Consider the following 8835-nt stretch of genomic DNA (forward strand, 5'->3'; position numbering starts at 1 on the left):
ACCCCGAACTGTTCAGGCCCGCCGAAGTCGAAATCCTGCTCGGAAATCCGGCAAAGGCAAAGGCCAAGCTGGGGTGGGAAGCGACGATTTCGCTGGAAGACATGATCCGGGAAATGGTGGATGCCGACCTTGAACGTCACACCAACCAGCCCGCACGCTAGGTCGAGCAGAGAGCCCTTTGCGTAATGGTCGATAGCTTGACGCATCGCATTCTGATCACCGGGGCAAGCGGCTTTGTCGGCTCGGCGCTGTTACAGCTGCTCGCGCGAGACCATGGCAAGTGCGAGGTGTTCGCCTTCGGCCACGGCAAGGGGCAGATGAACCCGATCGACCTCATGGACAGGAGCGCGGTCGAGGCAGCGATCCGAAAGACCCGTCCAACAGCGCTTGTGCACCTGGCGGCGGTGGCGGCGCCGGCGGATGCGCGCAACGCGCCGCGACATGCATGGGACGTCAACGTGACGGGGACGATGAACCTCGCCGAATCGGCGATGCGCCATGCTCCGGAGGCCAGGTTCGTCTATGTCGGCAGTTCGGAAGCCTATGGAGCATCGTTCCAAAGTGCTGCCGGCCGGCCGGTGACGGAAAGCGAACCGCTTCGGCCGACGACGGTGTACGGCGCCACCAAGGCCGCCGCGGACCTGATGATCGGGCAGATGGCCTATGACGGGCTGCGGGCAGTCCGCTGCCGGCCGTTCAACCATACCGGCCCCGGCCAGTCCGACGCCTATGTGGTTCCCGCTTTCGCGCGCCAGGTGGCGGAGATCGTGGCGGGTAAAAGCGAGCCGGTCATCCATGTGGGAAATCTGGAGGTCGAGCGGGATTTCCTCGACGTCCGCGACGTCGTGCGCGCCTATGCGCGTCTGGCCATGGTCGACGTCGATGCCGAACCGGACTGTGTCTTCAACATAGCGTCCGGACGCCCCCGCAAGATCCGGGATATCCTCGACATGCTTATCGCGCGGTCGGGCATCGATATCGAGGTGCGCACGGATCCGGAAAGACTGCGGCTCAACGATACGCCCTTCGCATGCGGTGATGCATCGAAGGCGCGCGACAGGCTGAACTGGAGGCCCATGGTGCCATTCGAGCAGACAATCGCCGACGTTTTCGGCTATTGGCGGCGGATGTGCGGCGCCCGTTGAATGCACGCAATCCGGGGCGGCCGGCATAGTTTCCCGCGGAGGCTCATCAACTTGATGTCCACAGGGCAATAATGTATCGAACCTCGCACACAGCCGGGCCTGGGCAGGACAAACGATCGGGACATATGCTGCCGACTAAAACGGGCTTCCTTGCAGATGCGTTCGCCGACATAGGCGCGGCGCTGACGAAACATCACCTCGCGACGACTTTCAGCTGGCAGGACGTGGCCCAGCGCTATCGCCGTTCGCGTGTCGGGGTGTTCTGGCTGACCATCAACATGGGCGTCCTGATCGGCGCGCTCGGGTTCCTCTTCGGCACGCTGTTCCGCACACCCCTGGAGGAGTTTCTCCCCTACATTTGCGTCAGCCTGATCTTCTGGGGATTCATCGCGACGTCGATCAACGAGGGGTGCATCGCCTTTGTCGGCGCCGAGGGCATCATCCTTCAGGTGCGCATGCCACTGTTCACGCATGTGTTGCGGACGCTCTACCGCAACGCAATCATCCTCGGCCACAACATCCTGATATACCCCCTCGTCCTGCTGGCCGTCGGGCGCTGGCCGACATGGCACGTCTTCCTGGCGCTGCCTGGCTTTGTCATTTTGTCGCTCAATCTGCTTTGGATCATGCTCATCCTGGCGGTGTTGTGCGCGCGCTACCGCGACATGACGCAGGTGATGCAGAACCTCCTGCAGGTCGTCATGTACCTGACCCCGGTGATGTGGATGCCGCAAACGCTTCCGGACGGCTTCTCGCAGCGGCTGGTGGAGCTTAATCCCTTCTACCATCTGATCAGCGTCGTGCGGGACCCGCTTCTGGGCGAATTGCCGTCCGCGATCAGCTGGATGGCGTGCGTCGTGTTCGCGGTCGTCGGCTGGATGGCCGCCCTCGCCCTGTTTGGCAGCTATCGTCATCGCATCCCCTATTGGCTCTGAACAACCGCTATGGCTTCCATCACATTGACCGGCGTCTCGGTCGAATTTCCGGTGTTCAACGCGGCAAGCCGCTCCCTCAAGAACAGGGTGCTCAGTGTCGCGACCGGCGGCGCGATCGACCGCCGTGGGGATGGCCATGTCATCGTGCGCGGCCTCGAGGATGTCAGTTTTTCCCTGCGGGAGGGCGACCGGATCGGCCTTGTCGGCCACAACGGCGCCGGCAAGACGACGCTGCTTCGCGTCCTGTCGGGCATCTACAAGCCAACGAGCGGATCCGCCTTGATCCAAGGCGAATGCGTGTCGCTCATCAATATCTCGCTGGGCATTGATCCGGAAGCAACGGGCCGCGAAAACATCAGGTTGCGCGCAGCGATGATGGGCATGCGTCCGGAAGAATTGCGGGAGCAGTATGACGAGATCGCCGAGTTCACCGGATTGGGCGACTTCCTCGACATGCCATTCCGGACCTATTCGTCCGGCATGCAGCTTCGCCTGGCATTCTCGACGTCCACCGCGATCCGGCCGGAGATACTCGTGATGGACGAATGGCTTTCGACCGGCGACGAGGATTTCAAGCACAAGGCCGACAAGCGGCTGCGCGAGATCGTCGACACGACCAAGATTCTCGTCCTTGCAAGCCACTCGCGCGAACTGCTGCAGAACAATTGCAACCGAATCCTGTGGATGGAACACGGCCGCGTGCTGATGGACGGCCCTGCCAATGAGGTGCTCCCGGCCTATTTTGGTTGAAGCCCATGGCGCGTGCGCTAGATGTGAGGTCTTGCATTTTTAGGCAATTCCGGACGGAAAACCGCTTCGCACTTTTCCCGGGATTACGCTAAGGCCAATCGACTTTCGGGACCCTAATCTTACGTCGATTGATTTCAGTATCAGATTTAGGGGGCGCACCCATGGACAGCAACGAGCACGGTTGGTGGCGCGGCAAGAAGGCGGCGCTGGTCGTTGCCCATCCGGGGCATGAGCTGCGGGTCCACCATTGGATGGAGACGGCCAAGCCCCTGGTCCTCGTGCTGACCGACGGCTCGGGCCATCTCGGTGTTGGCAGGCTCGACCGCACGGCCGAAGTCCTGGCCGGCGCCGGCGCGCGCCCGGCGGCGGCGTTCTTCGGCAAGATGGCGGACCGGGATCTCTACCGGGCTATCCTGGCCGGCGAAGCGGAGACATTCCAGCAGCTCGTTGACGAAATGATCACGGTTCTCGCCGGCGAAGCGATCGACTATGTCGCCGCCGACGCGGTCGAAGGGTTCAATCCGGGGCACGACGTCTGCCGGCTGCTCGTCAATGCGGCGCTGGCGAGATTGCGCGACCAAGACGGCCGTGAGCTGCCCAATCTCGAATTCCCGCTGGAGGCGGGCGCCCTCAGGCGCGAGACAACCTCGCGGGGCGGGATCGAGCTTCACCTCGACGCCGGGGCGTTCGATCGAAAGCTTGGGGCCATAGCCAATTATCCGGAATTGACCGAAGAGGCCGACCGCCTGCGCGCGGCGCACGGCCTTGCGAGCCTCGGCGTGGAGCGCCTCAGCCCGGTCGACTATCATCTGGACATTTCGGAATGCTCCGAGCAGCCGCCGGCCTATGAGCGTTGGGGCGAGCAGCGGGTCCAAAGCGGCTACTACAAGACAGTGCTGCGCTTCAAGGAGCACGTCGAGCCGCTGGCCAGGCAACTGGCGCCATGAATCCCGGGCGCGAGCGCCGGCAGAAAGTAAGCCAGCAGCTCATCCGCCAAGTTCGATCAGGCGCAGTCCCAGCCCAAGCCGTCGTTCATCGCTCGACAGGCCGAGTTGGCGTGGACTTGCCGGATTTTCGATCCGAAGGCCGATGGTTAGATGCCGGGCGAGCAAGGAACCGGGCGGCAGCGCCACCTTCCAGTCTTGCCGCGCCGCGAACAGCCGTCGTTCAATGGACGTTCCGTTGATGAAAAGCTCGGCGGCGACTTCCGAGCGGTGCGCATGAAGGAAAGGCTCCAGAACCAGCCTGAGCGAGGTTGGCGCAGGGCCGTAGGCTATCTCGAATTCGACCATCGCCAGTTCGCCGTCGGTCCACACGCCCCAGGATTCAACCGCGCCGAACCCCGTCAGGCGCACAAATTTTTCGGGCTCGTCCGCCAGCGCCAATGAAACCGGCTCGTTCGCCTTGACCGGTTCCAGCCCGGCCGGCAAGCGCGCCAGCCGCGTCAGAAGCTCCTCGCGCTCCGCCATCCACGGCCATGCCGGCCGCCCCGGCTTCGGCAGCCAGGTCTGCATATGACGCGCCAAAGAGAGGTTCGACGCGTAGCTGGCCGCAGGCGCGGCGCGATGTTGACCGATCGCCTCGCCATAGAGCGACAGGCAGGCGTCCAACCATTTTGACAGGCTTGCCTCCTGGCGCGTTCGCCTCGAGATTTCGGCTGCGTCGGCTGCATCGTAGCGATCGATCTCGGCCGCGATCGCCTTGGGCGAGAGGCGCTGCTGCAGCGCCCGCAGTCCGAAGTTGCGCCGCCGCCATGTATCCCAGTTCTCGGAGCGAGCCATTCCAGCGAGGCCGCGACCGTCGCAAACGATGACCGCGCGGCCGCAGGCCATGGCTTCGAGGGCGCTGAGCGCGGACGCGAAGGCGAGATCGTATTGCGGCAGCAGGGTTTCGGGCTCGTCGACGATGTTGCCTACGGCTTCTCCTATCACATCCAGCTCGATGCCCCGCTTCTCGCAGGCTGCCCGCACCGCGCTCAGATGCTGCGCGTTCTTGGCGAAAGCCAGGGCGCGGCGCGGACGTCCCGGCAGCGGCGGCCCAGGCGCGAAACGGTCAGTGTCGACGGCGTTGAGCAGCGTGACGATGCGGTCGGCCGGAATGCCCGCTTCGGACTGCAGCCGCTCGGCAACCGTATCGTCGACGGCGACATATTTGCGGACATTGGCGAGAAGCGGCGGCGCGCTGTGCCAGGCGACGAAATCGTGGGTGAAGTAAACGATGGGAGCATTCGGGAAGCGCGCCGCGGCGATTGCGGTGACCTGGGTGTGGTTGCCGTGGATGATGTCGACCTCCGCGGCGATGGTCGAGATGTCGTCAGTGACGGGAATGCCGCGCGCCCGGATCTCCTGGGCGATCGGTCCCAACTCGGGCGCATAGACGATCGGCCTGTGCCCTGCGCGCATGAGGGCGAATGCGAGCTCCCGGGTGACGATCTCGGTTCCCGAACGGCCCGTCAGATATATGTTGGCGATCAGGATCGACAGCGGGTGTCTGAGTATCATGGGTAGGCAGACTTCCTTACACGTTTGCGCGGCCTGTCCGGGGGTGCGCGGCGCCCCGCCCGGCTCTATAGCCCATCAATGCTTTTGGATCGCCGAATTCTTTGGCGAGGCCCTTGCACAGGTTGCGGCCCAATCCTCGGAATCCGCCATTGTCGTGGCGTGCACCGCATGCCATACCCGCCGCTGGGAGGCGGCATGCGCTTGGCGGAGCTGACGCCGAGCAGCGGCGAGAGTGAGATGTTTGGCTGTGCGGCAGAAGTGCGAACCAAGGCGGCAGCTTTGGAATCGGTGACGTTGATTGATGGCGAAGGTGCGGAAGGCTTTGTCGTCATCCCTCCGGACCGTCCCGTAACTGCCGGGACGGGCTGCGTTGAACACGCGCTCGAAATCGCCCGATGAAGAAGAGCTTTGAGGAACTGTACAAGGCCTTCGAGGATCGCTTTCGCGGTTCGAGGGAACTCGTCAAGGAACGGCTGAAGGTCTACCAACCCCTTTTGGCGCAAGTGCCGCGACAGGCGGAAGGGCCGTGCCTCGCGATCGATCTCGGCTGCGGGCGCGGCGAGTGGCTGGAGGTGCTTGGCGAGGCCGGGCTGGAAGCGGTTGGCGTGGATACGAACGCGCGCATGGCGCAGGAAGCCACCGACCGTGGCCACAAGATCGAACTGCAGGACGCGCTCGAATATCTCGGCGGCAGGCCGGATAGCAGCGTGGCGGTCGTTTCGGCATTCCACATGGTCGAGCATGTGCCGACCGACTACCTGATAGAGCTGCTGGATGAATGCCGCAGAGTGCTGATCGACGACGGCCTGCTGATCCTGGAAACGCCCAACCCGGAAAACATCTCGGTCGGCACGCATACTTTCCATCTCGACCCAACGCACAAAAGCCCGCTGCCACCGGCTCTGCTCGAATTCCTGGTGGGACAGGCCGGCTTCGCCGAAACAGCGATCCTCAGACTGAACGGCGCGCCGATGATCGAGGCAGGGCCGATCGAGCGCAGCGTTCATCTCATGTTCGAGGTGGCGCGCGACTATGCCTGCCTGGCAAGAAAGCGTGCGGCGGAGGGATCCGAGGCCCTCGCGGCATTTGTAGGAACCGCAACGCAGCAGCCGCCCGCCGACATGGCACAGATCAAGCAGTGGCTCCGTTCGGCCGATGACGAGATCGTCAGCTTGTCGGACGGCTTCAAGGCGACGATGGCCTCGACGGCGCAGCAAATTCAGCAACTGACCGACAATCTCGCCGCCCAGTCGGAGATGATGCGTGCGGGAAATACGGCGCTCACGAACACGGTTGCCGCCCTCGGCAAGCAACTGAAGGACATCATCAAGGACAGGGCCGTGACCGCGCGCGACGCGGAGATCGAGCGTCTTCGCCAACAAATTGCCGAGCAGGAAATCGCGAGCAGGGAGCAGGTCGGCGCCAAGGAAGCCTCCATCCAGGAACGGGACGCCGAAATCGCCCGCTTGCGTGACAGGGAGACGGGGCTTGCCGAACAGGTCGAGCAACTGTCGAGCCTGACGGATGCCTTCAGGAATTCGACGTCGTGGAGACTTGCGGCTCCCTTGCGGGGGATGAAGCAGCTGTACCGTACAGTTCTCGGGCAGCCAAGGGACCATGCCTTTCCCGGCGCCCCCCTTCGCCGACCCGCCAGGGCAAACGCCAGGCTCGTGATGCAACATGGCCTGCTGTGGTTGCGCCGAAGGCCGCGCGCCGCCGCGTTCGTGCAGCGCATGGTCAGAATTGCCCCGCCCCTCGAGCGCCGCCTGCTGACCTTCGCCCGCACCAATGGAGGCTTGGTGACCATAGACACAGGCTGGACGCTCGAACCCGATCCCGCTGTCCTGCAGGCCTGGAGCAAGCGTCTCAGCTCCGGAAAGTCGACATGACCAGCGAGCCATTGAAGCTATGGATCGACGGCCAGTGCCTGCAGACGCATAGCCGGATGCGCGGCATTGGACGCTACGTCCTGGATCTGCTGCGCAGTCTTTCCACCCATGAGAACGACATCGAACTGCAGGTCTCGCTCAATGCCGCGATGGCCGATAGCGCAATGGCCGCGCGGTCGCTGCTTGCGGACATCGTTCCGGCGGAGCGTATTCACGTCTGGCACGGGAAAGCCGAGGGGGGCGAAGCCGACTTCGGATTCACGCCATGGCGCAAGCGCAGCGAAATAGCCCTTGTCCACCACGTCAATCAACTCAATCCGGACCTCGCCCTCTCCGCCAGTCCTTTCGAGGGTGCCCTGGACCCCGCGGTTCCCTACCTCGGCGGCCCCCTGGCGACAGTCAGAACGGCGGCCATATTCTATGACGCGATCCCGTTCCGGTTTCCCGACAAATATATGCGGGACCCCCGCCGGCAGGAATATTTCAATCGCCGCCTCTCCAGCTACAGGGACTTCGATCTCGCTTTCACGATTTCCGATTTTTCTTCCGGCGAATTGCGTCATTTCGTCAATACGACAAACGACCTGTACATCGGGACCGGAATATCGAACAGGTTCGTCGAGCTGATCGACGACAGCACGGAGCGCAACGATATCGCGGGCGAATACCTCCTTTACGTGGGCGGATTCGACTGGCGCAAGAACATCGCCATCGTTCCGGCCGCCTTTTGCATGATGTCCAAACCGTTGCGGGAAAGGCTGAAGTTCGTCATCGCCGGCGATGTCGGCCCTGTCGAAGAAGGCGAGTTGCGCAACGTATGGGCATCCTGTGGTTTGCCGGCCGACCGGATCGTGTTTGCCGGCGCGGTCGATGACCGGACGCTGGTTCGCCTTTACAAGGAGGCCCTTGCCCTGGTGCAACCCTCCTTCATGGAGGGCTTCGGACTGACGGCGCTGGAAGCGATCGCCTGTGGAACACCCGCGATCGCGGCCAGGGCCGGCGCGCTTCCGGAAATCGTCGGGGATGACGCGCTGCTCTTCGATCCCGCATCGCCCTCGGACCTCGCCGCAAAGATCGAAGCCGTCGCGGTAGGCAAGCCCAACACGCGCAAACTGAAGGAGCTGGCGCGGGACAGGATAGACGCTTTCAGCTGGAGCCGGGTTTCGGAGCGTGTCGTTGAGGGTCTGCGGGGCCTGGAACGTCGCCCGGCACCGCCGCCGCGGTTCGGATTGGTCGAGGCACTCGCTGTCAGGAAAGATGAAGAGCGGGACGTCGCGACCTTGATGGCGCTCGCCGAGCCCGAAGTCATCAGGCCGAGGCTGCTGGTGGATGCGAGCTCGACACTGATCGACGACGGCAAGAGTGGCATTCAACGGGTCGTTCGGCGGATCTGCGAAAATATGTTTCCGCGCCGAGCGAAGAACGAGGGCAAGTACATCTCGTTCTGTGACGACGAATCCGGTTGGTATTTCGCCCGGGAGTGGACCGGACGGGCGCCGCCCAAGCAGCAGTCAACCAGACTCCTGCCCCAGGCCGGCGATACGATCCTGATGCTGGACAGTTCGTGGATCTACCACACGCTGCATCCGGCATTCCTTCGCCCGGCCCTGATCCT

General features: G+C 63.4%; 9 protein-coding genes. 8 read left to right on the top strand and 1 reads right to left on the bottom strand.

Going from position 1 to position 8835, the window contains the following annotated elements; genetic code table 11:
- The 5 genes from EN745_RS23525 to EN745_RS23545 all read left to right on the top strand — a co-directional run.
- Window positions 1–161: GDP-mannose 4,6-dehydratase (locus EN745_RS23525; protein WP_189363139.1), on the top strand; the 161-nt coding region annotated here is incomplete at its 5' end.
- Between the two features lie 36 nt (window positions 162–197).
- A complete protein-coding gene (locus EN745_RS23530) occupies window positions 198–1145 on the top strand; it encodes a GDP-mannose 4,6-dehydratase (protein ID WP_245455543.1) in 948 nt (315 codons plus the stop codon).
- 125 nt (window positions 1146–1270) lie between these two features.
- Window positions 1271–2080, top strand: coding sequence for an ABC transporter permease (locus EN745_RS23535; protein ID WP_126059175.1), 810 nt, complete (start codon window positions 1271–1273; stop codon window positions 2078–2080).
- 9 nt (window positions 2081–2089) lie between these two features.
- Window positions 2090–2830 carry an ABC transporter ATP-binding protein gene (locus EN745_RS23540; RefSeq protein WP_126055853.1) on the top strand — a complete coding sequence of 247 codons (741 nt, stop codon included), beginning with the start codon at window positions 2090–2092 and terminating at the stop codon, window positions 2828–2830.
- Window positions 2831–2991: 161 nt separating this feature from the next.
- A complete protein-coding gene (locus EN745_RS23545; RefSeq protein ID WP_127422384.1) occupies window positions 2992–3777 on the top strand; it encodes a hypothetical protein in 786 nt (261 codons plus the stop codon).
- Window positions 3778–3816: 39 nt separating this feature from the next.
- Here the strand turns inward: EN745_RS23545 and EN745_RS23550 are convergent, their stop codons facing one another.
- A complete protein-coding gene (locus EN745_RS23550) occupies window positions 3817–5331 on the bottom strand; it encodes a glycosyltransferase (protein ID WP_126055855.1) in 1515 nt (504 codons plus the stop codon).
- A 201-nt stretch (window positions 5332–5532) separates the two neighbouring features.
- Between EN745_RS23550 and EN745_RS23555 the strand changes: the two genes are divergently transcribed.
- The 3 genes from EN745_RS23555 to EN745_RS23565 all read left to right on the top strand — a co-directional run.
- Window positions 5533–5730, top strand: a complete 198-nt coding sequence (locus EN745_RS23555; RefSeq protein ID WP_127422385.1) for a hypothetical protein — start codon at window positions 5533–5535, stop codon at window positions 5728–5730.
- 104 nt (window positions 5731–5834) lie between these two features.
- Window positions 5835–7220, top strand: coding sequence for a methyltransferase domain-containing protein (locus tag EN745_RS23560; protein ID WP_245487814.1), 1386 nt, complete (start codon window positions 5835–5837; stop codon window positions 7218–7220).
- The coding region (locus EN745_RS23565) for a glycosyltransferase family 1 protein (RefSeq protein ID WP_145992104.1) at window positions 7217–8835 on the top strand (1619 nt) is incomplete at its 3' end. The genes EN745_RS23560 and EN745_RS23565, both read left to right, overlap by 4 nt.

Source organism: Mesorhizobium sp. M4A.F.Ca.ET.022.05.2.1 (assembly GCF_003998845.1).
In the GTDB taxonomy this organism is placed as follows: domain Bacteria; phylum Pseudomonadota; class Alphaproteobacteria; order Rhizobiales; family Rhizobiaceae; genus Mesorhizobium.